We start from the raw sequence: 22,895 nt of genomic DNA, 5'->3' as shown, positions 1-22,895 counted from the left end.
CATCGTAGCCACGCGCGTGTGTGTGCGACGGCTGGGCACTCGCAGACGGGACCGGTGGCGGCGCGCGGAGGGGCTCGCGGGCACGATCACGTCCTTCGTATGGACGCACCGTGACGGGAGTGGAAAGCTCGAATAACCGCGGGCGTCATCGAAGCCGCCGCCGCACGCGGCCCGGCATGCTCGCCCGCGCCCACACAGACCTCACCGTGCACGGGAGGCAAGGCCATGGGCGACAAGGTCAAGGAACACCCCGGAGCCGCCGGCAGGGCTACAGCGGCCGACCACCCCGCGTCCGTACGGAATGTGGTACTGGTCGGCCACTCCGGATCGGGCAAGACCACACTGGTGGAGGCTCTCGCGCTGACCGCGGGAGCGGTGAACCGGGCGGGCCGGGTGGAGGACGGCGGCACGGTCTCGGACTACGACGACATCGAGCACCGGCAGCAGCGCTCCGTACAGCTGTCGCTGGTACCGGTCGACTGGGACGGAATCAAGATCAATATCCTGGACACCCCGGGATACGCCGACTTCGTCGGTGAGCTGAGGGCCGGTCTGCGCGCGGCGGACGCGGCCCTTTTCGTCGTCTCGGCCTCGGACGGGGTGGACGGCTCGACCCGGATGGTGTGGGAGGAGTGCGCGGCCGTCGGGATGCCCCGGGCGATCGTCGTCACGCACCTGGAGGCCGCCCGCGCGGACTTCGAGGAGATGACCCGGGTGTGCGCCGAGGCGTTCGGCGGCGACGACCCCGACGCCGTGCTCCCCCTGTATCTGCCGCTGCACGGCCCGCAGGGACCGGACGGGCACGCGCCCGTCACCGGTCTGGTCGGGCTGCTCACGCAGAAGCTGTTCGACTACTCCTCCGGGGAGCGCAAGGAGTCCGAGCCCGGGCCCGACCGGCTGCCGGACATCGACGAGGCCCGCAACCGGCTGATCGAGGGGATCATCTCGGAGAGCGAGGACGAGACGCTCATGGACCGCTATCTGGGCGGCGAGCGGATCGACCTCAAGACGCTGATCGAGGACCTGGAGCGGGCGGTGGCGCGCGGGGCGTTCTTCCCCGTCCTGGCCGCCGCACCGGCCGCCGACGGCGCCCGCCAGGGGCTGGGCACGGTGGAGCTGCTGGAGCTGGTCACGCGGGGGTTCCCGACCCCGTTCGAGCACCCCACGCCCGGGGTCACCACCATCGACGGCGTGCCGCGCGACATCAAGCCGTGCGACACGGGCGGTCCGCTGGTCGCCGAGGTGGTGAAGACGGCCTCCGACCCGTACGTCGGCCGGGTCTCGCTGGTCCGGGTCTTCTCCGGCACCCTGCGCCCCGACGAGACGGTCCATGTCTCCGGGCACGGCCTCGCCGACCGCGGTCACGAGGACCATGACGTCGACGAGAAGATCGGCGCCCTGTCCACGCCGTTCGGCAAGCAGCAGCGCCCGGTCACCCATGTCATCGCCGGTGACCTCGCGTGCGTGGCGAAGCTCGGCCGCGCGGAGACCGGGGACACCCTCTCCGGCAGGGACGACCCGCTGCTCATGGAGCCGTGGGAGATGCCCGACCCGCTGCTGCCGCTCGCCATCCAGGCGCACAGCAAGGCGGACGAGGACAAGCTCTCGCAGGGCCTGTCCCGCCTGGTCGCCGAGGACCCGACGATGCGGCTCGAACAGAACCAGAACACCCACCAGGTCGTCCTGTGGTGCCTCGGCGAGGCACACGCGGACGTCGCCCTGGAGCGGCTGCGCAGCCGGTACGGCGTCCAGGTCGACGTCGTACCGCACCGGGTGTCCCTGCGCGAGACGTTCGCCGGCCGGTCCGCCGGACGCGGCCGGCACGTCAAGCAGTCCGGCGGGCACGGGCAGTTCGCGATCTGCGAGATCGAGGTGGAACCCCTGCCCGGCGGCTCCGGCATCGAGTTCGTCGACAAGGTGGTCGGCGGCGCCGTGCCCCGGCAGTTCATCCCGTCCGTCGAGAAGGGCATCAGGGCCCAGGCCGCCAAGGGCGTCGCGGCCGGCTACCCGCTCGTCGACGTGCGGGTCACCCTCCTCGACGGCAAGGCGCACTCGGTGGACTCCTCCGACGCCGCCTTCCAGACGGCGGGCGCGCTGGCGCTGCGGGAGGCCGCGGCGGATGCCCGGATCCATCTCCTCGAGCCGGTGGCCGAGGTGTCCGTGCTGGTCGGCGACGACTACGTGGGCGCGGTGATGAGCGACCTGTCCGGGCGGCGCGGCCGGGTCCTGGGCACCGAGCAGACCAGCGGCGGGCGCACGCTGATCAAGGCCGAGGTGCCGGAGTTCGAGATCGGCCGGTACGCGGTCGACCTGCGCTCCCTCTCGCACGGCACGGCGCGTTTCAGCCGCTCGTACGCCCGTCACGAGCCGATGCCCCCGCAGATCGCCGCGAAGATTCGCGAACAGGTCAAGGAGGCTTCGTAGTTGGCGTCATAGTCGTCATAGGCGTCGCGTCACGGACGTCACAGTCGACGAGTCGTCATGGTCGACGACAAGAGTGTTCGGCGGACGGCTTCGGCCGTCCGCCGACGGTTGTCGGTGGCCGGGGATACCCTGAGTACTTGATCAACAGGTGTGCGGAGTACGGAAGTCGGGAAGGCCGCAGAAGCGGGACGGCGGCAAGTGGGGGCGGGAATGAGCTTCGAGGACTTCTTCGGGCCACAGGTGCCCAGGCCGGGCGGCGAGGCGCAGGCCCCGACCTATGCCCTGGCATCGGCGGCCTACCGGGACACGCCGATGGAGGAGATCAAGAAGGCCGACAACGAATGGCACCAGTCCACGGTCAACGAGGGCCGCAAGTGGGCGAAGATCTTCCGGCCCAACTTCGGTGAGGCGTACTCCCAGGCGGTCATCGACCGCATGCTGGGCGTCGGCCGCAAACCGCTCATCCAGTCCTTCGGCAGCGAACCCCAGGTGGTCGTCGAGCACTGCCTCGCCGCCAACCGCATCCGCAAGGAACGCGACCAGCGCCTGACCGCCATCATGTTCCTGTGCGGCGTGCTGTTCCTGCCCGGCCTGGTGGTCTGGCTGCTGGTCTTCCAGCTCCGCGCGACGATGCTGAAGGCCGGCAACAAGCGGGTCTCCGGACTCGGCAGCGCCCTGCTGGCCGCCGTCGGCGTGCTCGCGGTGATCTTCCTGATCCGGATGCCGCTGACCGGCTTCTGGGGCTGGTACGCGCGCGGCTGCATCGTGCTCCCCGTCGTCGGCTGGTATCTGGCCAAGCGGCTCTGCGAGGCCACCGCGAAGGACCTGCGCGGGGCCTGGGACGGTCTGCTCTCCGGCGGCAGCGTCGGCGCGAAGGTCCCCGAGGCGGTGCCGACCAGCCCCGACCAGGCCGCGGCCGAGCAGCTGCGCCAGTCGCTGGCCCGGCTCAGCGCCGAGCAGCAGTCCAACTCGGTCTTCTACGCCGGCTCCAAGGGCATACTCGGCATGGGCACCCGCTGGGGTTCCTGGGTGCTCGCGGAGGAACTGGTCCCCCTAGACCCGGTCAAGGGCGTCCACGAGTTCCGGGCCTGGACGGTCGTCCGGGAGATCGAGAAGGAGCTGAGCGTGCTGCACCGGCAGCACCTGAAGACCGGCGGCTTCCCGGAACCCCAGGTCAGGCACTGGATCGTCACCCATGTCGGAGCGGGCGCCAAGGCGGTGTCCAGGCCCGAGGGCACCGACTACAAGGTGGGGCCCAAGAGCGTCGAGGACATCTGCAACAACAACCACTTCGACAAGGGCGACCGCCACTACCTGGGCGTGCAGTGGCCGTACCTGTGGAACGGCGACCTGATCATCACGATGATGGCGACCGTGACCGTGCTGAAGGAGACCCTGCGGATCGAGGTCACCGGACACGCCCTCGGCCCGGTCAACGGCTTCTTCAGCGGCAAGCCCGAGGCGCCCACCAAGACGGTCGCCAAGACCGTCCGGTTCTGGGAGACCCGGACCGTCAAGCTGCCCCTGGTCACCCCGGACGAGGTGGTCCGGCTGTCCGCGCGGGCGATGATCAGCTGGTATCCGCCGCTGCTGAAGTGGCTCGGCGGTTCCATAGGACTGCCCGAGCCGTTCGGTCTGCGGCACGCCTGGGCCGACCAGCCCTGGGACCACCGCTTCATGGCCGACGACGCGCTGCGCGCGGCCACGCCGATACTCCGTGCCGTGCACCGGGCCGCGCTCAGTGTCCTCAAGGAGCACGACGTCGACATCGACAAGTTCACCTCGCGGGCGGGGAACCTCAGCGGAGCGGTCCAGGACGCGTCACCGAAGAAGGCGGACAAGTACGACGCGTGAACCTCCGGCGGCAGAGCCGAACGGCCTCGTCCTCAAACGCCGGACGGGCTGATCACGCTGCCGCCGGCCAGGCCTCGGCCAGCATCTTGCGGGTGTCGGCCAGCAGTTGCGGCAGCACCCGCGTGTGGCCCACCACCGGCATGAAGTTCGTGTCGCCGCCCCAGCGCGGGACGATGTGCTGGTGCAGGTGGGCGGCGATGCCCGCGCCGGCCACCGCGCCCTGGTTCATGCCGATGTTGAAGCCCTGGGCACCGGACGCCGTGCGCAGCGCCGTCATCGCCTGCTTGGTCAGCTCGGCCAGCTCGGCCGTCTCCGGGCCGGTCAGGTCCGTGTAGTCGGCGACATGGCGGTACGGGACCGTCATCAGATGGCCGCCGTTGTACGGGTAGAGGTTGAGCACCGCGTAGACGTGCTCGCCGCGCCGGACGATCAGACCGTCCTCGTCGGATTTGGCCGGAATCGAGCAGAAGGGACAGCCGTCGTCGGCCCCCGGGCCGGTCGGCTTGTTCTCGCCCTGGATGTAGGCCATCCGGTGGGGCGTCCACAGGCGCTGGAACGCGTCCTGCGTCCCCACTCCGATCTGCTGCTCCGGCTCACTCGTCATGCTAGGCAGCATATGGCTTCGCCCGTTCGCAGCGTGTCGCCGGGGCCAGGGGAAGCCGACCGGCGGCGAAGCTGGGCGGATGGACGACGACAGCCACCTGACCCGCTGGGACCGGCGGACCGACCTGGCGCTGGGCATCGCGTCGCTGGTCTTCCTCGGCTCGTACGCGGTGCATGTGCTGGCGCCCGGGATGCCGAAGGCCGCGCACGCCTTCTTCCTTTCGCTGATGTACACGGCCTGGGCGATGTTCGCCGTCGACTACGCGGTGCGCTGGCGGCTCACCGGCGAGGGACCGCGGTTCGTACGGCGGCACTGGCTGGACACGGTCGTCCTGGTGCTGCCCCTGCTGCGGCCGGTGCGGGTCGTGCGGACCTACGAGTCGATCCAGCGCCGGCACGGGGAACCCCGGCTCTCGTTGCACGCGCGCGTGGCGCTCTACTCCACGCTGTCGATCTCACTGCTGGGCTTCTCGGGCGCCCTCGCCGTCTACCAGGCCGAACGCTCGGCCCCGAACGCCAGCATCCGCACCTTCGGCGACTCCCTCTGGTGGACCTGCTCGACCCTCTCCACGGTCGGTTACGGCGACTACGTCCCGGTGACCACCCTGGGGCGGTTCATCGCCGCGGGGCTGATGGCCTGCGGTCTGGCACTGCTGGGCACGGTCACGGGGTCGTTCTCGTCCTGGATGCTGCAGCGGTTCTCACTGGGCGAGGACGAGAGAAGGCCCCCGGAGAACTGATCTCCGAGGGCCCCTGACGGAGGCGGATCAGACCTGGGCCCGCTCCTCGACCACCTGCGCGATCTTGGCGATGGCCTCGTCGAACGGGATGCCGTTCTCCTGCGAGCCGTCGCGGTAGCGGAAGGAGACCGAGCCGGCCGTCATGTCCTCGTCGCCCGCGATGACCATGAAGGGCACCTTCTGCTTCTGGGCGTTGCGGATCTTCTTCTGCATCCGGTCCGACGACGCGTCGACCTCGACCCGCAGGCCTTGCTTCTTGGCCTCGGCCGCGAACTTCTGCAGGTACTCGACGTGTCCGTCGCCGATCGGGATGCCGACCGCCTGGACCGGCGCCAGCCATGCCGGGAAGGCGCCCGCGTAGTGCTCCAGGAGCACCGCGAAGAACCGCTCGATGGAGCCGAACAGGGCGCGGTGGATCATCACCGGGCGCTGCTTGGAGCCGTCGGCGGCGGTGTACTCCAGGTCGAACCGCTCGGGCAGGTTGAAGTCGAGCTGCACGGTCGACATCTGCCAGGTGCGGCCGATGGCGTCCTTGGTCTGCACGGAGATCTTCGGGCCGTAGAAGGCGGCGCCGCCCGGGTCGGGGACGAGCGGCAGGCCCTGCTTCTCGGCGACCGCGCGGAGCGTCTCCGTGGCCTCCTCCCAGACGTCGTCGGAGCCGACGAACTTCTCCGGGTCCTTGGTGGACAGCTCCAGGTAGAAGTCGGTGAGGCCGTAGTCGCGCAGCAGGTTCAGGACGAAGGTGAGCGTCTTGTCGAGCTCGTCCGCCATCTGCTCCTTGGTGCAGTAGATGTGCGCGTCGTCCTGCGTGAAGCCGCGGGCCCGGGTCAGGCCGTGCACGACACCGGACTTCTCGTAGCGATACACCGTGCCGAACTCGAAGAGCCGCAGCGGCAGTTCACGGTAGGAGCGGCCGCGCGCGTCGAAGATCAGGTTGTGCATCGGGCAGTTCATGGGCTTGAGGTAGTAGTCCACGCCCTCGTCGAGCTGCATGGGCGGGTACATGCCGTCGGCGTACCAGTCCAGGTGCCCGGACGTCTCGAAGAGCTTCCCCTTCGTGGCGTGCGGGGTGTAGACGAACTCGTAGCCCTCCTCCTCGTGCCGGCGGCGCGAGTAGTCCTCCATCACGCGGCGGATGATGCCGCCCTTGGGGTGGAAGACGGCCAGCCCGGAGCCGATCTGCTCCGGAATGGAGAACAGGTCCAGCTCGCTGCCCAGCTTGCGGTGGTCGCGCTTCTCGGCCTCGGCGAGGAAGTCCAGGTGCGCCTTCAGCTCGTCCTTGGACGGCCAGGCGGTGCCGTAGATGCGCTGGAGCATGGGGTTCTTCTCGCTGCCGCGCCAGTAGGCGGCCGCGTTGCGCATCAGCTTGAACGCCGGGATCAGACGGGTGGACGGCAGGTGGGGACCGCGGCAGAGGTCCTTCCAGCACAGCTCGCCGGTCTTGGCGTCCAGGTTGTCGTAGATCGTCAGCTCGCCGGCGCCGACCTCGACGTCCGCGCCGTCGTCGCTGGACGCCGAGCCCTTGAGGCCGATCAGCTCCAGCTTGTACGGCTCGTTCGCCAGCTCCTCGCGGGCGGCCTCGTCGGTCACCACGCGGCGGGAGAACTTCTGCCCGCGCTTCTGGATCTCCTGCATCTTCTTCTCGATGGCCTTGAGGTCATCGGGGTGGAAGGGCTTCTCGACGTCGAAGTCGTAGTAGAAGCCGTCCTTGACCGGCGGGCCGATGCCCAGCTTGGCCTCCGGGAAGAGCTCCTGCACGGCCTGCGCCATGACGTGCGCGGTGGAGTGGCGCAGGATGCCCAGACCGTCCTCGGAGGAGATCTCGACACCCTCGACGGTCTCGCCGTCCTTCAGCTCGTACGCGAGGTCCCTGAGCTCGCCGCCCACCCGCGCGGCGATGATCGAGCGCTCGCCGGCGAAGAGCTCGGCGGCCGTAGTGCCCGTCGTCACCACGCGTTCTTCCCGCTCGGAATCGCGTTGGATGATCACACGGACGTCTGACACCGGTCTCTCCTGCCTGAAGGTGGATGCGGCGCCATACCAGGAGCGCGCGCAATACCGGATCGTACCGACCCGGCCCCACCGACCGCTAAACGGTCACCCACAGTCCTCGGTCAGTCGCAGTCGTCCCCGCTGCACGCCTCCTCGAAGAAGGCCAGTTCCTTGGCGGCCTCCTGGAGCGACTTCATCAGCCCGTCCCGCTCCGCCTCGTCCACCTGCACCGGTACGACCCCGGAGGCGCCGGACAGCCGCCGGAACCCGCCCCGGCTCTCCAGCCGCCCGTGCACCCGCACCGGGAGCCCCACGAGGTGGGCCTGCCCGGCGATCCGGTAGTCCTCCTCGTCGAGGGTGACCCGGACGTACGGCACCTCGGCTCCGGCGATCACCCGCAGGCGTACCGCGCCCTCGCCGCGCGGCTCCGAGCGGCGCATCCGGACCACGGTGCCGGTGACCCGGACCGGTACGGAGGGTTCGTCGCGCAGGAAGCGGGCGCCGGCCTCACGCAGCACGGGCAGGTCGCCGGGCGAGAACTCGACGGGCTCGGCGGTGGACGCGCAGTCGTCGGGGACCCCGGCACTCGGGGCCCACTCGACGGAGATCCGGGCGCCTTCGGTGCCGCGCACGAGCGTGACCAGGGCGTCGGTCAGTTCCCGGCTCACGCCCGCCTCGACGGCTCCGTCGAAGGCGTCCATGCCGCCGGTGGCCCGCTGGTAGTCGATGGCCTCGCGGGCGGCGTACAGGGCCTGGTGGAGGCGTACGGCGAGGGGCCGCCCGGTGCCGACGGGCACGAAGGCGGTCAGGCCGCGGCCGCCCTCCGCCGAGCCCACCAGGACGGACTCCAGCATGGCGGCGGCCGCACGCTTGTGCCGGGCGCCGTAGTAACCGGCACGCGCGCGCGTGGCGAGCGCGCCGGCCAGCAGGGTCCCCCTGGCCGCGGTACGCAGCTGCTCCTCGACCGTCCAGGGCGTGGTGTCCGCGGGCCCGCTCGGTACGTCCCGCCACCAGCGGATCTCGTCGCTGGGCATCGCCAGCCCGACCAGCACCTCACGCGCGGCGGGCGTACCGCTGCGCACGAGAGCCGTGAGCGCCTCCCCGAGCAGATCGTCACTGTCCGGGAAGGCGCGGCTCTCTGGTACGAGCAGGCTGGTGCCGGTGTTGCCCGGCCCCGGTGGGGTCCAGCGGCCGTAGCGCCCCGGGGCTCCCCCGCGCCGCTGCCAGCCGTGCCGGCGCAGCAGGGCGCCGAGTACCGCGGGGTCGACCTCGGCGGGCTCGGGAGGGTGGTTCCAGTGGGGGTCCACCGGATGCGGCCGGACTTCCCGCAGCTGCTCCTCGTACGGACGGTGCCTCATGGTCGTCCTCCCGTCCCGACCCGCGTCATGATCTCGCAGAGCGCCCGGTCGTCGAAGATGCGCGCGGTCGGAATCCGCACGGTGGTCCGGTTCCGGCCGGTGATCGGGTGCCCTGCCAGGTTGACCCAGTAGCAGCAGTGGCGCAGATCGAGCCGGTCGTGGCTGGCGCGCAGCCAGTCGTCCTGGGAGCGCGGAACCAGCATCACCACGAGGATCTTGTGCACCGACACCGGTGTGCGGGCGAGCTTGCGCAGGTGGTCGTTGTCCAGCGTGAAGGAGAAGAAACGTCCCGGCGGGTTGGGTGCGATCTGGTACGTGCACTTGAGCTGCACCTTGATGGTCACCTCGTCGTCGACGGTGTGCCCGGGCGAGCCATGGCTGACGTGCCAGTCGATGCCGTTGTCCGGGAACGGCTGCGAGAGCGAGCAGCCGGCCGCCGCGGCGACGGCGTGCAGATAACCCACCTGCAGTGTCTCCATGCAGGCGGTGGTGGCGAGTGTGCCGCGATGGGGGCCCGTGCGTTCGGGCAGCAGCCCGCCCCGCTCGGGCTGCGCTATCGCCATGACCAATAGCCTTCCCAGCCAAAGAGTTTCCCCGTGGCGAGCCGCTGAACTGCAAAGACCCGCACTCCTGTTGTGTCCTTCCGGCGTACGCCGCAAACGGCCCGGGTATCACCAAACAGGCAGAAGACGGAACGTCAGCTGCCGTGGGTGAACGAGGAGTTGTATTGGCATGACGTGCTGGTACGAAGGGCCCTTGGCGGCCTTCGACACGGAGACCACGGGCGTGGACGTGGAGACCGACCGCATCGTGTCCGCCGCGGTCGTCGTCCAGGACGCCCCGGGCACCCGACCCCGGGTGACCCGCTGGCTGGTGAACCCGGGCATGCCGGTGCCGGAAGCGGCGACGGCGGTGCACGGGCTGACGGACGAACACCTGCAGCGCAACGGCCGTTGGCCGGCGCCGGTGATGTACGAGATAGCCGAGGAACTGGCCGAGCACGCGGCGATGCACCGCCCGCTGGTGGTGATGAACGCGCCGTTCGATCTGACGCTTCTGGACCGCGAGTTGCGGCGGCACCGGGCGTCCGCACTGGACCGCTGGTTCGAGGCGAGCCCCCTGCTCGTCCTCGACCCGCGGGTCCTGGACAAGCATCTGGACCGCTACCGCAAGGGCCGCCGCACCCTGACCGACCTCTGCGCGCACTACGAGGTCACCCTGGAGGGCGCGCACGACGCGGCCGCCGACGCACTGGCCTCACTGGATCTGGTACGGGCGCTGGGCCGCCGGTTCGCGGCCCGGCTGGAGCGCCTGAGCCCCGCCGAGCTGCACACGTTGCAGACGACGTGGCACGCGGCGCAGGCGCGCGGGCTGCAGGCCTGGTTCGCGCGCAGCGGCACACCGGAGACGGTGAACACGTACTGGCCGCTACGGCCGGAACTGCCGACGGCAGCGTGAGTGGCGGGGGGGCCGCCCCCCCCCCCCCCCCCCCCACAAGGGGTGAAAAGGGCGGGTGCACTGAACCCGTGGGGGTAACGCCGGGGATGAACGCGGGGGGTGCAGGGCGGGGGGGGGCGCGGGTGCGCCGGCGGGGCGGGGGGCCCGGCCCCCCCCCCCCCCCGGCGGGGGACACCTCCGGCGGCCCCCCCGCCGCGCCCCCCCCCGCGGGGGGGGGGGGGGGGGGGCCCCCCCCCCCCCCCCCCCCCCCACTTCAGGGCTTCACTTCAGGGCTTCACTTCACGGCTTCGCTTCACGGCTTCGCTTCACGGCTTCGCTTCACGTCGGGGCGAGGCCGAGTTGCCGCAGCATGCCGAGTTCGTCACTGCTGCCCCAGCGTTCGACGAGCTTGCCGTCACCGTCGAAACGGCTGATCTGCATGCCTCGGTAACTCACCTTCCTGCCGGTCGCCGGGTGCCCCATGAGCGGCCCCCCATGCGTCCCGGTGATGACGTAGGCGAAGGCCAACTCGTCGTCGGTGGCCAGCAGATGCTCCACCTGGACGTTCAGGTCGGGAAAGGCCTCTCGCAACTCTCCGAACATGCCCTTGTACCCCTCGGGCCCCGGCCCCTGTCCCGGGGCGGGATCATGGTCGACCGAGTTGGGGGCGACGATCGCGTCGAGAGCGTCAAGGTTGCCGGAGACGACGGCCTCTCCGAAGGCGGTCTGCGCGGCGATGTTCGCTTGCTGAGCCATGGGCCCTCCCGGGCGTGTCTCGGGCACCGGCCTGTCCGTCGGCCGAGGGGTCCGCGTCCAAGCCGTCTCCCGACCGTACCTCGGCGGCTCGCCCCCGGCATGTCCACCCGGCAGGCCTCCGGCGACGCCGGTCCTGCTCACGACGGCCCGGGTCCGAGATGCCTGCGCAGCAGCGCCTGCGCGGTCCTCTCGGCGTCGGCGAACCTGGCGTGTCCCGCGTCGGTCAGGGCGACCTCGACCGTCCTGCGGTCTCCGTCACGTCGATTGCGTTCGATGAGTCCGGCCGCCTGCAGGCCCTTGAGGAGAGAGGTCATCCGGCTGCCCGATTCCCGGAGGAACGCCGTCAGCCGGGCCACGGGCACGGGCCTGCCCTCGGCCTCGGCGACGGCGCCGAGAACGAGGTAGCCGTGGAGCGACAGCCCGTGCAGCGCCCGCAGCTCGCCGTGCAGGTGCCCCAGGGTCAGCAGGATCGTCGGCAGCCGCCTCCTGGTGGTGTCCGACGGATCACTGTCGCTCATGTCGCTCCCGGATACGGTTCCTCCGGCCGCGAACCCGCGGCCGGACCATCACAACCAGGTGCCGTACGACACCGATCGCGGCCCGGCCGGACACGAAGCCCTCGGATCAGGACACCGGCCTCGCACACCCCTCACGTCACCCGTCGGGACATGCGTGAAACGCGCATTCCACTCGTGCGGCGAGTTGGTGTCACCGGCGGGTGGCATGCCGCAGGGAGAGCCAGGCGACCACCGCCCAGGCGACCACGAGCAGCGCGTACAGGACGACGGCGCTCCAGACGAAGAGCTGCGAGCCGGTACGGGCGGCGAGGGCGCTGGTACCGGTGACGCAGGCACCGAGCGGGAAGATGAAGGACCACCAGGTGGCTGCGAAGGGCAGCCCCCGCCGGACCTCACGCACGGTCAGCGCCGTGGCGAGCACCAGCCACAGCGTGGCGAAGCCCCATATCCCGGTCCCGCCCAGGAGCGCCGCGACCGCAATCCCGCGCGCGTACGGGGCGGGCAGCGCACTCGGCGCCGCCGTGGCCAGCGCACCCAGCGCCGTCACCGCCTGGTCCAGCGCCCCCACACCGATCCACACCGTGGGCACCGTCGCACCGCTGGGCGCGTCATGATGCACCAGACGGCTGTACACCATGGCCAGCACCAGCAGGACCGCCATCAGCCCGAGCCCGAGCATCGCGAAGCAGCCCAGCAGCAGGGCCAGTCGTGGCTGCCCGGCCGGCGCCCGCGGGACGAGCAGCGCGCCCGTCGCGGCGGAGACCAGCGGCGGCACCACCGGCAGCAGCCAGCCGCCGAACGCCGCGTCCGGCGTGAAACGGTGCCGCGTGACCATCAGATACGGCACCGCACAGGCGGCGGCGAGACCCAGCACCGTACCGGCGGACCACAGCACCCAGTCCACGTCCAGCGCCGCCCGCTCCCCGATCAGCCGCCGGCCGAGCAGCAGTGTCCCGGCCCCGACGGTGAGCAGCGCCATCGGCGGCGCCCCGAAGAACTGCGCCAGCACCGGATCACCGGCGTGCACGCGCAGCATCCGCTGCCCGAGATACCCGGCGCCCAGCACGATCAGCAGCAGCGCGGCCGCCGCCCAGACCACCGTGGCCGCCACCCCGAGCCCGGGGAAGGTGCGCGGCAGCGTGGCGGCCGCGCTGGCGACGATCCCGGTGCCCATGACGGCCGCGAACCAACTGGGGCCGAGCCGCCCGCGCCCGGCGCCATGGGCCCCGCCCGGCCGGCCACGGGTACGTCCGGAGGCTCTCGGAACCGGGGTGCCCTGGGACGGGATCGCTGGGCTGGTACTGGAGTGGGATGACACGGCGTGCAGCGCCTTCTCTTCTCGTGTCGGATTGGTCACCGCCCGGGACGAGCGACGGTGGCCGGCCGACCGGTCGGCCCACGCCCGGCAGCTCACGGGTCGCGGCGAGACCGTCGGCCCGTTGGCGTCGTCGAACCTATGGCGCGACACGGATCCCGCCACAGCGCAGCACGTGCCACGACGCCCTCACTCCAGGACATGACTACCCTGGACCGAGTTCGTCCGGCCAGGAGGCGCACGATGAAGGACAGGCCGTCAGGCAGGAAGCCGCTGCTGGTGACCGTGCTGGTCTTCCCGGGCGTACGCCTGCTCGATGTCACCGGCCCGATCGAGGTGTTCTCGTCGGCCAACGACTTCGGCGGCCGCTACCGCGTGCGCATGGTGTCCCCGGACGGCGCCGACGTGGTCACTCAGGCCGGTACCGGCCTGAGTGTCGAGCTGTCCGCCGCGCAGGTGCAGGACGTCAGCGACGTGCTGGTCGTTCCCGGCGGCCCCGAGTGGCCGTCCCTGATCAAGGACGACGTCCTCCTGGACACCGTGCGGGCGCTCGACGCGCGCAGCCGCCGTACCGCGTCCATCTGCACCGGTGCCTTCCTGCTCGCGGCGGCCGGACTGCTCGACGGGCGCACCGCGACCACGCACTGGCGCTTCGCCGACCAGCTCGCCCTGCGGTACCCGCGGGTGACCGTGGCGGCCGACGCACTGTTCGTGCGCGACGGCCACATCATGACGTCGGCGGGCGTCAGCTCGGGCATCGATCTGTCGCTCGCCCTGGTCGAGGAGCACTTCGGCGCCGACGTCGCCCGGGCCGTGGCCAAGGACATGGTCGTGTTCATGCAGCGGCCAGGAGGCCAGTCGCAGTTCAGTGTCCGCACCCACACTCCGCGCGCGAGACAGGAGATGCTGCGCCGGGTCCTGGACGCGGTCGCCGAGGACCCGTCCGCCGATCACACCCTCGCGGCCATGGCGCGCCGGGCGGGTGTGAGTCCCCGTCACATGACACGCCTGTTCCACGACGAGATGACCACGACCCCGGCCCGCTACGTCGAGCGGATCCGCATGGAAGCCGCCCAGGCGATGCTGGAAGGCAGCGACGACCCCACGGCCACGGTGGCCCGGCGCACCGGTTTCGGGTCACCCGAGTCGCTGCGCCGGGCCTTCACGCGCAACCTCGGGATCACGCCGGGCACCTACCGGGCACGCTTTCGCACCACGGACGCCACAGGCACCGCGGACGACGGTGCGCCGGTCGCCTGACCGTCCCACGCGGCCGGCTGTCAGGCGCTCGTGATGGTCCGGCCCGGCATCGGCTCGGCGAGCGCGGCCCGCCGGGCCGGCGAGCCGAACGGGCCGGCGAAGTACTGCGTCTCATGCACTACACGCTGGTCGGCGAATTCCATGATGCTCACCGAGTACGAGGGCACACCGTCGTAGGTGATGACGCACTCGCTCACCCATACCTGCGCGTGGCCGGTGATCCGCCGGACGGTGAAGTGGCGGTCGGCCGGGTGCCCGCCGCGTTGCGCCGCGATCGTCTCGCGCCCCCGGAAACGCTCACCCGACTGCGGGTAGTCCAGGATCGCGTCCTCGGCGTAGACGGCATGCTCGGCTTCGATGTCCCCGCGTTCCGAGGCCTGCCAATGCTCCTCGATCGCGGCCCTGATCCGGGACTCCGCCTCCATGGCACCACCCTTCCGCGGCGGTGACAGCCTAGGCACCCCCGAACCCGGCCGGCCGAGGGGCTGGCGGGCGCGCGCCGTCGAGATCCACCATTCGGCCGGATCACACGCAAAAAGGCCGGTCCACACAGGCGGACCGGCCTTCCCGGTGGTGGGCGATACTGGGTTCGAACCAGTGACCTCTTCGGTGTGAACGAAGCGCTCTCCCACTGAGCTAATCGCCCGGGAACGCAGTGAACGATACAGGGACCGGCGGGTTTCGTTCAAACCGCTTGCAGGTGCCCGAGCAGTCCGCGCCGTCCCGCCCGCATCATCAGCCGGTGGTTGGCGCGGAAGAACGGCCGCCCGGGGACCGCCAGTCGGCGCAGCAGCGGCTTGCTGACGTCGACGACCTGGTCGTAGCGGGCCAGGGTGCCGGTGCCGTCGGCGGTGATCGTCCAGCGGGACCAGCCCTCGATGTCACCGCTCATCGCGATCTCCAGCACGCCGGCCCCCGGGTCGCGCAGGGTCTCGCGCGCGGTGAACGTCATGTCGTACGGCAGGACCGAGCGGATGGTGATGATGCCGGTGGTGTCGTTCAGCCGGCTGACCGCACGCACCTGCGGCCACCAGCGCGGGTACTCCTCGACCCGCTCGAGGGCCTGATAGACGGCGGCGCACGCGGCGGGCAACGGCCACAGGCTGCGGAAGCGGTAGTGGGTCCAGTCCATGGGCGGAGTCTGCCCACCGGAGCGATCTGAGTACGCGTACTCATGCCGTACGAAGTGACCTGGACCACACTCATGGGTGCGAGCGCCGCCGCCCGTGCGACGGCGCTCCACCCCTCTCACCTGCTACGACGGCATCCTGTCGCCCAGCAGGGCGAGGTTCTCGATGGCCGCGAGCCCGTACAGCGCGGTGTCGTTGGAGGACACCCAGCTCGCCTCGCCGCCCGCCACCAGGGTGACCGGACCGGAGAGCGGCTCGGTCTTCCACGGCGAGGACTCCGTATAGCCGTCGGAGCTGTAGAACTTCGTCCACGCGCGCTTGGCGAGCGTCTCGTCGCCGGTCTGCACGGCGGCGTAGGCGTCGAGCCGGGAGTGGCCCTGGAAGAGCAGCAGGGTGCCGAAGTTGGCGCCGTAGCGTGCCGCCTGTTCGGCCTTGGTGGCGTTGAAGTAGCGGCAGTAGTCGAAGTACACCTCGTTGAACTCCGGTATGTCGGTCAGGTAGATGAGTTCGGCGCAGAGTTCGTTGAGGCCGAAGACCGCCGAGAGGTGGGACACCGAGACGACCGGGGTGGCGGCGGTCGCGAACTTGCCGGTGTCGAGGTCGTACAGGCCGCTGCCCTGCACGAATCCGTTGGGCTGGGCGGCGATGCCCTCCATGGTCGACAGCACGCGCGCCTTGGCCTTCTGCCACTTGGGGCCCTTGCGTTCCCACTCGGTCAGCCAGGCCGACACCAGACCGCTCCAGTCGGTGCCGAAGCCGACGGAGAGGGCGTGCCGGTCGGGGGTGTAGGGGTCGGTGCGGATCTTGCGGATCGGGTCGAGGACGAGGAAGGTCTCGTCGGAGTCGACGTTGGCCGCCATGAGGTCGCCGACGCGTTCGTCGGCGGTGAGGAAGTAGTAGAAGCGCCGGTAGGTGGTGTTGGAGATGCGCTGCTGCTTGGCGCTGTCCGCGAAGTGCTGGATGCCGTGCCGGGTGCCGAGGCCGGCCCACTGGCCGAGGTGGTAGACGTCGACCTCGCCGGTGTGCCGGGTGAGCGCCTCCGCGAACCGGAAGATGTCCGCGCGCCCGCTTCTCAGGTACGCGTACCAGAGCCACAGGTCGGGCGAGAGCTCGGAGTTGTCCCAGGCGTACCCGCCGACGTCGTACCGCCACTGGTGGCGCACGGTGTCGTAGCTGTGCATGAAGTCGCCGTAGTCCCAGAAGCCGTACCAACGGCGTTGCTCCACCTGGTCCTTGTAGTAGGTGAAGAGGAAGTCGAGGTGGTCCTCGATCTTCGCCTTGGCGGCGGTGGAGCGGTCGGGCTCGGAGTAGAGGCCGGGACCGAAGACCTTGGCCTTGATGAGCTGCCTGGGCGGGGCGGTGAGCTGGGGCAGTACACGGACGGCGTCGACCTGGTCGGCCAGCGTCTGCGGCGTCGGCGTCGACTCGTTGGCCCAGAAGAGGAGTTCGGAGGTACGGGCGATGCCGTAGGGGGTGCCGAACTCCGGCTCGTAGTCCTCGTAGGTGATCTCAAGACCCTGGAGCTGCTCGGCGTACGTGTCCTGCCCCATGCCGCCGTGGTAGAAGCGCAGGTCCATCGGCTGGGCCTCCGGCGACCAGAGCCAGAGGGTGACCTCGGCCTCGTCGGTGTGGGCGTCGCGGATGTCCAGTTGGGCCGGGAACTTCTCCCAGAAGTCCCGCAGCCCGAAGGAGAGTCCGCCGCTCGCCCCGCCGACGTAACCGAACCCGGAGGCCCGCCTGCCGCCGCCGGCCGCGATCCAGCCGTACCCCTTCTTCGTGCGCTTGCGCAGGGTGAAACCGTCGGCGGAGAGCTGGGCGAGGGTGTAGTCGCCCCAGTGCGGGATGTACTGCAACCGTGTCGTCACCCGCTGGTCCCAGGTGGACGGGTCGGGCAGCTTCTCCCCCGCGTACTGGGCCGTCTGCACGGCCGCGCCCGGGTCGCGGCGCAGTCCGGTGACGCCCTGGACGGCCTCCCGCAGCAGGCCCGTTCCCTCACCGCCGATGCGGATGTGCCGGTCGTACGCCGCGTCCCGCATCGGCACGCTGAAACGCACGCCCAGCCCGCGGATGAAGTCACCGCTCGCCCTGCCCGGCTCCTGCGTGCCGTCGTAGGTGATCGTGTGGACCATCCGGAAGGAGTCGGCGCCCGCGTAGAAGTAGAGGCGGATCGAGAACGGCAGCCAACTCCGGCCGCCCTTGCGGTGCTTGCCGTCGATCCGGACGACCGCGCGGACCGGCCCGTCCTGTTCGACGGTCACGGCGTCGATCGCGCCGTCGAAGCGCTCGGTCCTGACCGCGCCCTGGTCCTCGTCCTCGATCTCGGGCTGGCGGATGAGGACGAGCCGCCCGTTCCTGGCGATCTCCGTCGAGCCCCGGGTGACCGACTTGACGAGCGTCGAGCCGTTCTTGCCGATCTTCACGGAGATCACGCCGGTGGACACGTCGATGGTCCCGCCGCCCGTGGAGACGGTGACCTTCCTGTCGGGCGCCACCGCGTCGCCCGCCGCGAGCGTGAGCGTGCCGCTGCCCGAACTCACCGCGTGGGCGGTCCACTTGAGGGAGCCGTCCGGCCAGTAGGCGATCGGCCAGGACTGGACGGGCACGTCCTTGCCGTCCTCGTCCGTCAGCGCGAAGGCCTGGTCCTCCTGGAACGCGCCCATCGGCCAGGGCACCCCGACCGTCGAACCGGGCGCGGCGCCGAGACCACCGTCCTCCAGCCAGTCCAGGGTCACCGGGTCCGCGTCGGCGGCCTCGGCTCTGGGCGCGGCCTGCGCGTCCTTGGCGCCCAGCGCCCAGCTGAACTGGGCGGCGGCACCGGCGACGGCGGCCGCCTTGAGAAGGGACCTGCGGGGGATGGGAGACATGGTCCGCCTTTCCTTTCCGTACGCGTGCGGGGTGGTCAGGGGCATGACAGAGAGAGGTGCGACGCCGGAGGCGCCGCACCTGGTGCGAGGCCGGTCAGCGGCGGCGCCGGTGGCGCTCCTCCACGGCGACGGCCGCCGCCGCGACGGCGCCCAGCACGGGCACCGCCAGCGGCGCGATGAGCAGGGCGGAACAGACCACCAGGACCGCTCCGCCGACGAGCAGGAAGGATCCGCCGGGGTCGAGGACGGTACGCCGGCCGGCCGCCGCGAGCAGGGTGCGCCAGCGGTCGCCGGGCGCCCAGACGGCCGCCGCGCGCAGCCCCGCGACGGCGAGGCCGATCACCGCGAACAGGCCGACGGCCCCGACGAACGGCCCGCCCGGCAGCCCGGCCCGCACGGCCTGGACATCCACCCAGGCGACGGCGACCGCACCCCACCCGGCGAGCCCGACCAGCCAGCCGCCGCGCAGGGCGGCCCGGAAGTCCTCGACGAACTCCCGCCAGCCGCCGCCCACCTGGCCGGTACGGCGGCGCAGGTGCCGGGCGCCGGCGGCGAAGGCGGCCGGGTAGGTGACGACCCCCAGGGACGCGACGGCGATCCACACGCCGGTGAGCAGACATTCGGCGAAGACGCCGAACCGGTCGGAGAAGGCGGTGGACTTCGCCCGTACGTCGTCGGCCACGGCCTCAGCCCTTCAGTCCGGAGGTCGCCATTCCGTCGATCAGATAGCGCTGGAAGGCGAGGAAGAACAGCAGCACGGGCAGCAGCGCGACCAGGGACATGGCGATCATCCCGCCGTAGTTGGCGGCCACGCCGTCCGAGTCGCGGAACATCATCAGGCCCAGGGAGACCGTGTACTTGCCGGGCTCGTTGAGGTAGATCAGCGGGCCCATGAAGTCGTTCCAGGCGTTGATGAAGGTGAAGATCGCGCTGGTGATCAGGGCGGGCCGGCACAGCGGCAGCACGATCGACCAGTAGATGCGGAAGTGCCCGCAGCCGTCGAGCCGGGCCGCCTCGTCCAGTTCCCGCGGCAGGTTCCGCATGAACTGCACCATCAGGAAGACGAAGAAGGCCTCGGTGGCGAGGTACTTGCCGATCAGGAGAGGTGTGTAGGTGTTGATCCAGCCCAGCTTCTGGAACATCACGTACTGCGGGATCAGCAGTACGTGGTACGGCAGCAGCAGCGTGCCGATCATCAGGGAGAAGAGCACGTTGCGGCCGGCGAAGCGGATCCGGGCGAAGGCGTAGGCGGTGAGCGAGCAGGAGACCAGCACGCCGACGACGGCGCTGAGCGCGTAGAAGAGCGAGTTCTGGAAGAAGGTCCAGATCGAGATGTCCGCGATGCCGTCGGCGAGGCCCTTGAAGTTGGAAAGGATCGGGTGGGACGGCACCAGCTGGAGGCTGTTGATGATGTCCTTGCTGGGCTTGAACGAGGCGCCGATCACCCAGACCACCGGGTAGAGGATGACCGCGAGGATCAGCAGGGCGCCGAGGTGCCAGGCGAGCGAGCCGGTGTGCTTCCGGGAGAGAGCGGGGGAAGTCATCGGGCGGCCTCCTCGTAGTGCACCCATTTCTTCTGGGACCAGAAGAGGACGGCCGTCACCAGGGCGACGGCGAGCAGCAGCATCCAGGCCATCGCGGCGGCGAAGCCCATCCGGGCGTTCTGGAAGCCCTGCTGGTAGAGGTAGCAGGTGTAGACGAGCGTGGCGTCGGCCGGACCGCAGTACGTGTTGGAGACGACATACGCCGAGCCGAAGATCTGGAAGGAGTGGATGGTCTCCAGGAGCACGTTGAAGAACAGCACCGGGGAAATCATCGGCAGGGTGATGTTCCAGAACTTCCGGAACGGCCCGGCGCCGTCCATCTCGGCCGCCTCGTACAACTCCTTCGGCACCTGCTTCAGGCCCGCCAGGAAGATGACCATGGGGGCGCCGAACTGCCACACGGTCAGCGCGACCAGGCAGTACAGCACCCAGTCGGCGTTGCCGACCCAGCCGCCGACGTGCCAGCCGAAGAAGGACTGGGTACGGTCCACGATCGCGTCGTCGGAGAACAGCGACCGCCAGACGAAGCCCACCGAGACGCTCGCGCCGATCAGCGAGGGGGCGTAGAAGGCGGCCCGGTAGAAGGCCTGGCCGCGCCGGCTCTGGGCGAGCAGCATCGCCACCCCGAGGGCGAGCAGCAACTTCAGCGGGGTGCCGATGACCACGTACTTCGCGGTCACCTCCACCGACTTCTGCCAGCGGGGGTCGTCGAACATCTTGGCGAAGTTGTCGAACCCGACCCACTTCGGGGTGTTGAAGAGGTTGTAGTCGGTGAACGCGAAGTACAGCGAGGCGGCCATCGGGCCCGCGGTCAGCAGCAGGAAGCCGGCGATCCACGGGAACATGAAGAGGTAGCCGGCGAGGTTCTCACGCCTGCGGCCCGGCCGCCGCCCCGTGGTGACGGAGGCGGCCGAACGCGTCCCGCGCGCTGCGGGCAGGGAGTCCTTGACGAGCGTCACGGCACGTCCCATCAGGCCTGGAAGGCGGCCTCGGACTCGGTGAAGAACTGCTTCACCGCGTCCGCGACCTTCGTCTTGCCCTGTCCGAGGTCGCCGCCGATACGCAGGAAGGCGGCCTCGATGGTGTCGGCACCGGAGGGGTGCGGGGTGATCGTGCCGAGGACACCCGCCTTGGCGGTGTCGTCCTCGTACTGCGCGATCTCCTTGTTGACCGTGTCGGTCGGCTTGAACGCCGCGTACTGCTCGGTGCTCGCGAGGATGCCCCGGTCGTAGCCCATGATCTTGCCGACCTCGGGGTCGTGGACCATGAAGTCGATGAACTGCGCGACCTCCTTGGGGTGGGAGGTGCGGGCGGAGGCGCTGAGCATCAGGGAGGCGAGGTACTGCCCGGTGTGCTTGCCGTCCATGGTCGGGATCGGGGCGAGGCCGTAGGTGCTGTCGCCCTCGGAGGAGTAGCGCACGGTGAAGTTGTCCCAGGTGAACTCCGAGGCGCCGTGACCGGCCGAGAGGGACGACTTGGGGGCGTCCTGGGCGACGACCTTCGGGTCCGTGACGATGCCGGCCTTCACGCGGTTGTAGCCGTCGGCCCACCACTCCGTCAGGTCGGCCTTGTCGAAGCCGAGTCCGTCATCGGTGTAGAACGCCTTGCCGTTCTGGCGGAGGTACAGGTCGTAGAGGTACATGATGGCGAAGTAGCCGGTGTCCCCCGCGACCTCGGTCTTGTCGTGGATGGTCTTCAGCGCCTTGAAGTAGTCGTCCCAGGTCCAGCCCGCGTGGGGTTCGACGCCGGCCTTCTCGAAGACCTTCTTGTCGATGACGAGCGCCATGGTGTTGGAGCCGACGGGGATTCCGACCTGCTTGCCGTCGACCTCACCGACCTTCGTGACGTCGGCCCGGAAGTGATCCAGGCTCAGATTGCCTGCCTGAACCTGGGACTTGAGGTCGAGAAGAATTCCACGCTTGTCGTACTTCCGAAGAAAGGTGACGGCATTTTGGAAAACGTCCGGGGGATTTCCGCCGGCGGCCTGGGTCTGGAACTTCTCCCAGAACGATTGATATGTCTGGAAGTCCGTCTTGACCTTGATCTTCGGGTACTTCTTCTCGAAGAGCTTGATGGTCTGGTTGATCTTCGTGGCGCGCTCCTCGGCACCCCACCACGAGTAACGGATCGTCACCGCCCCGTCCCCGGAACCGCTTCCGCCGCCACACCCGGTCGTCGCGGCGAGCCCGAGCGCGGCCGCCGAGGCCCCAGCCGCCTTCAGGACGGTCCGCCTCTCCAGATTCCTGCTCGTTCCCACAGTCGGGCCCCTCCCCGCAGCGTCGCCGACGCCTGCATGAATCGTTTCAAGTAAGCGCTTGCTGGCACAAGTTACGGAGGGGCCGGTGAGGCGTCAATGATTCGGACAGGAATTTCTTGTGCCCCGGGACGGCGGCGAGGCGCGGTGGGGCGCGGGCGCGCCGGCCGGAGGGTGGGCGACGTCGCAGGTGAGGGGCGCGCGGTCGGGGGGCCGAACGTGAAGTGGCCTGCGGCGGCCGGGGGCTACGAGTTGGCTTCGATACGCGGTCCGGGGCGAGGGCGGGGCCGGGGACCGGGCCGGGACGAAGATCCGCCGCGGGAGTCCGCGAGGGGGCGGGTGGGCGCCGTGAATCTCCCTTCGCGCGGAGGCCCGGGGCAAGCCGGCATGGAGAACGGGGCACGGTGCGGGGCGGACGGTTGATGCGGGTCCGAGTGGAGGGTGGGGCACGGTGAGGGGGCGCGGATTGTGCGGGTCCGACTCGGGCGGCAGGGCCGATTCGTCCGACGACTGCGGCCCCCGCCGACTTGTCATGCCTCGCCCCGGTGGGCTTGCCTCGAGGATCACCGTCCGCCGTTGGCGTGCCCACCTGATGCCATCAGCCGCCGACCGGTTCGGGAAGGGACCGTGCACCGACCGTGTCCGTCCGCACCACACGGACGGACGGGAACCTCTCCACATCGCGCGGAGAATGACGGAACGCGACGACGTCGACACCGACCGACCCACCTCACCCGCGTCGACCGGCGCCGTCGGGCGCGGGGGTACACGCAACTCGGCAGGCAGGCGCCGCGAAGGGTGATCAGGCACTGCGCAGCTCTTCGCGCCGTCCTGCGGGAGCACCGT

General features: G+C 70.3%; 19 protein-coding genes and 1 tRNA gene. 5 read left to right on the top strand and 15 right to left on the bottom strand.

What is annotated here, in order from left to right; genetic code table 11:
- The first annotated feature begins 225 nt into the window (after positions 1-225).
- Positions 226-2,424 carry an elongation factor G-like protein EF-G2 gene (locus ACGFZQ_RS21960; protein ID WP_393841713.1) on the top strand — a complete coding sequence of 733 codons (2,199 nt, stop codon included), beginning with the start codon at positions 226-228 and terminating at the stop codon, positions 2,422-2,424.
- Between the two features lie 210 nt (positions 2,425-2,634).
- Positions 2,635-4,278, top strand: coding sequence for a hypothetical protein (locus ACGFZQ_RS21955; protein ID WP_393841712.1), 1,644 nt, complete (start codon positions 2,635-2,637; stop codon positions 4,276-4,278).
- 52 nt (positions 4,279-4,330) lie between these two features.
- Here the strand turns inward: ACGFZQ_RS21955 and ACGFZQ_RS21950 are convergent, their stop codons facing one another.
- A complete protein-coding gene (locus tag ACGFZQ_RS21950) occupies positions 4,331-4,894 on the bottom strand; it encodes an HIT domain-containing protein (RefSeq protein ID WP_351735703.1) in 564 nt (187 codons plus the stop codon).
- A gap of 67 nt (positions 4,895-4,961) precedes the next feature.
- On the opposite strand from ACGFZQ_RS21950, the gene ACGFZQ_RS21945 reads away from it, so the two are divergent.
- A complete protein-coding gene (locus ACGFZQ_RS21945; RefSeq protein WP_393841711.1) occupies positions 4,962-5,621 on the top strand; it encodes a potassium channel family protein in 660 nt (219 codons plus the stop codon).
- Between the two features lie 27 nt (positions 5,622-5,648).
- Here ACGFZQ_RS21945 and thrS read toward each other — a convergent pair whose 3' ends face one another.
- The 3 genes from thrS to ACGFZQ_RS21930 all read right to left on the bottom strand — a co-directional run bounded on the left by thrS (position 5,649) and on the right by ACGFZQ_RS21930 (position 9,534).
- On the bottom strand, positions 5,649-7,625 hold the full coding sequence (thrS, locus tag ACGFZQ_RS21940; RefSeq protein WP_393841710.1) for a threonine--tRNA ligase: 1,977 nt from the start codon (positions 7,623-7,625) through the stop codon (positions 5,649-5,651).
- Between the two features lie 110 nt (positions 7,626-7,735).
- Complete coding sequence (locus ACGFZQ_RS21935; RefSeq protein WP_393841709.1) at positions 7,736-8,971, bottom strand: hypothetical protein; 1,236 nt, start codon at positions 8,969-8,971, stop codon at positions 7,736-7,738.
- Positions 8,968-9,534, bottom strand: a complete 567-nt coding sequence (locus ACGFZQ_RS21930; protein WP_351707290.1) for a DUF4365 domain-containing protein — start codon at positions 9,532-9,534, stop codon at positions 8,968-8,970. The genes ACGFZQ_RS21935 and ACGFZQ_RS21930 overlap by 4 nt, the downstream gene beginning before the upstream one ends.
- Before the next feature lie 169 nt (positions 9,535-9,703).
- Between ACGFZQ_RS21930 and ACGFZQ_RS21925 the strand changes: the two genes are divergently transcribed.
- Positions 9,704-10,429, top strand: a complete 726-nt coding sequence (locus tag ACGFZQ_RS21925; protein WP_351735711.1) for a 3'-5' exonuclease — start codon at positions 9,704-9,706, stop codon at positions 10,427-10,429.
- Between the two features lie 318 nt (positions 10,430-10,747).
- Here ACGFZQ_RS21925 and ACGFZQ_RS21920 read toward each other — a convergent pair whose 3' ends face one another.
- The 3 genes from ACGFZQ_RS21920 to ACGFZQ_RS21910 form a co-directional block, all read right to left on the bottom strand.
- A complete protein-coding gene (locus ACGFZQ_RS21920) occupies positions 10,748-11,164 on the bottom strand; it encodes an ester cyclase (RefSeq protein ID WP_393841708.1) in 417 nt (138 codons plus the stop codon).
- A 137-nt stretch (positions 11,165-11,301) separates the two neighbouring features.
- Positions 11,302-11,682, bottom strand: a complete 381-nt coding sequence (locus ACGFZQ_RS21915; RefSeq protein ID WP_393841707.1) for a MarR family winged helix-turn-helix transcriptional regulator — start codon at positions 11,680-11,682, stop codon at positions 11,302-11,304.
- A 190-nt stretch (positions 11,683-11,872) separates the two neighbouring features.
- Entirely contained in the window at positions 11,873-13,000 is a 1,128-nt protein-coding gene (locus ACGFZQ_RS21910; RefSeq protein ID WP_393841706.1) for a TDT family transporter, read from the bottom strand.
- A gap of 240 nt (positions 13,001-13,240) precedes the next feature.
- Between ACGFZQ_RS21910 and ACGFZQ_RS21905 the strand changes: the two genes are divergently transcribed.
- Positions 13,241-14,257, top strand: a complete 1,017-nt coding sequence (locus ACGFZQ_RS21905) for a GlxA family transcriptional regulator (protein ID WP_393841705.1) — start codon at positions 13,241-13,243, stop codon at positions 14,255-14,257.
- A 20-nt stretch (positions 14,258-14,277) separates the two neighbouring features.
- Here the strand turns inward: ACGFZQ_RS21905 and ACGFZQ_RS21900 are convergent, their stop codons facing one another.
- From ACGFZQ_RS21900 to ACGFZQ_RS21865, 8 genes are all read right to left on the bottom strand, one after another.
- Positions 14,278-14,682, bottom strand: coding sequence for a nuclear transport factor 2 family protein (locus ACGFZQ_RS21900; RefSeq protein ID WP_393841704.1), 405 nt, complete (start codon positions 14,680-14,682; stop codon positions 14,278-14,280).
- A 146-nt stretch (positions 14,683-14,828) separates the two neighbouring features.
- Positions 14,829-14,903, bottom strand: a tRNA-Val gene (locus ACGFZQ_RS21895).
- Positions 14,904-14,942: 39 nt separating this feature from the next.
- A complete protein-coding gene (locus ACGFZQ_RS21890; protein WP_351735723.1) occupies positions 14,943-15,389 on the bottom strand; it encodes an SRPBCC family protein in 447 nt (148 codons plus the stop codon).
- Positions 15,390-15,512: 123 nt separating this feature from the next.
- Positions 15,513-18,251, bottom strand: a complete 2,739-nt coding sequence (locus ACGFZQ_RS21885; RefSeq protein ID WP_393841703.1) for a Tat pathway signal sequence domain protein — start codon at positions 18,249-18,251, stop codon at positions 15,513-15,515.
- Between the two features lie 94 nt (positions 18,252-18,345).
- Entirely contained in the window at positions 18,346-18,933 is a 588-nt protein-coding gene (locus ACGFZQ_RS21880) for a hypothetical protein (RefSeq protein ID WP_393841702.1), read from the bottom strand.
- 4 nt (positions 18,934-18,937) lie between these two features.
- Positions 18,938-19,822: a carbohydrate ABC transporter permease gene (locus ACGFZQ_RS21875; protein ID WP_393841701.1), complete on the bottom strand. Its 885-nt coding sequence runs from the start codon at positions 19,820-19,822 to the stop codon at positions 18,938-18,940.
- The gene (locus ACGFZQ_RS21870; RefSeq protein ID WP_393841700.1) at positions 19,792-20,754 is read right to left on the bottom strand and encodes a carbohydrate ABC transporter permease; all 963 of its coding nucleotides are present in this window, start codon (positions 20,752-20,754) and stop codon (positions 19,792-19,794) included. The genes ACGFZQ_RS21875 and ACGFZQ_RS21870 overlap by 31 nt, the downstream gene beginning before the upstream one ends.
- An 11-nt stretch (positions 20,755-20,765) precedes the next feature.
- Positions 20,766-22,052, bottom strand: coding sequence for an ABC transporter substrate-binding protein (locus ACGFZQ_RS21865; RefSeq protein WP_393841699.1), 1,287 nt, complete (start codon positions 22,050-22,052; stop codon positions 20,766-20,768).
- Positions 22,053-22,895 lie beyond the last annotated feature (843 nt).

The sequence above is a fragment of the Streptomyces sp. NPDC048254 genome, from assembly GCF_043201895.1.
Taxonomy (GTDB): domain Bacteria; phylum Actinomycetota; class Actinomycetes; order Streptomycetales; family Streptomycetaceae; genus Streptomyces.
Note: the sequence above shows the minus strand (reverse complement) of the source record. Positions and strands in the feature narration are given on the sequence as shown.